Source organism: Xanthomonas sp. SHU 166 (genome assembly GCF_000364685.1).
Lineage (GTDB): Bacteria > Pseudomonadota > Gammaproteobacteria > Xanthomonadales > Xanthomonadaceae > Xanthomonas_A > Xanthomonas_A sontii.
Map to the genome: position 1 here is coordinate 1 of NZ_AQOJ01000677.1, position 560 is coordinate 560.

The following is a 560-nucleotide window of genomic DNA, read 5'->3' on the forward strand; positions in this document are numbered from 1 at the left end:
GCACCGCCACCCGGGCGGTCGCCGAGCATGCGCTGTGCTTCGCCGCACTGACCGCCGCCGCACAGGTCGCGCTGGCCGCCGGGGTGGTGCTGATCGGCGTGCTGCTGGATGCGCTGGCCTACCGCGACGGGCACTGCCTACTGCTGTGCTGGGCGATGGCGGCCGGCCCGCTGCTGTGCGGGGCGCTATGCCTGCTGCTGGCGCTGTTGACGGGACGCCGGCGATCGCATTTGATCGGTGCCGGCCTGGCGGCGAACGCGAGCAGCGGCTGAGACAGCGGACGCTGTGACGCAACGAGCGAGCATCAGGCCCGAATCCTCGGCGACACGGCGCCATGTCGCTGGCTTGAACGCGGCGCACAGCGCACGCGCATGTCTCAGGCGAAAAACGCACGCTGCAACGGCATCAACGCCGCGCCCAGGGTCACCGCGTCGCCGACGGTGCGGGCGATGCACAGTTGCGGCAGCGGCGGCGCCAGGCCGTGCCGGTTGGGCGCGCGCGGGATGCGGATGCGCTCGATCAGGCGCTGCGCGATCGCGGCCGGCAGGCGCCCGCCGATC

Annotated in this window: 2 pseudogenes; one reads left to right on the forward strand and one right to left on the reverse strand. The window is 73.2% G+C overall.

Going from position 1 to position 560, the window contains the following annotated elements:
• Positions 1–272: pseudogene (locus D180_RS16015) on the forward strand (hypothetical protein); the annotation flags it as partial.
• A gap of 104 nt (positions 273–376) precedes the next feature.
• On the opposite strand, the pseudogene D180_RS16020 reads toward D180_RS16015, so the two are convergent.
• A pseudogene (locus tag D180_RS16020) lies at positions 377–560 on the reverse strand (transcriptional regulator); the annotation flags it as partial.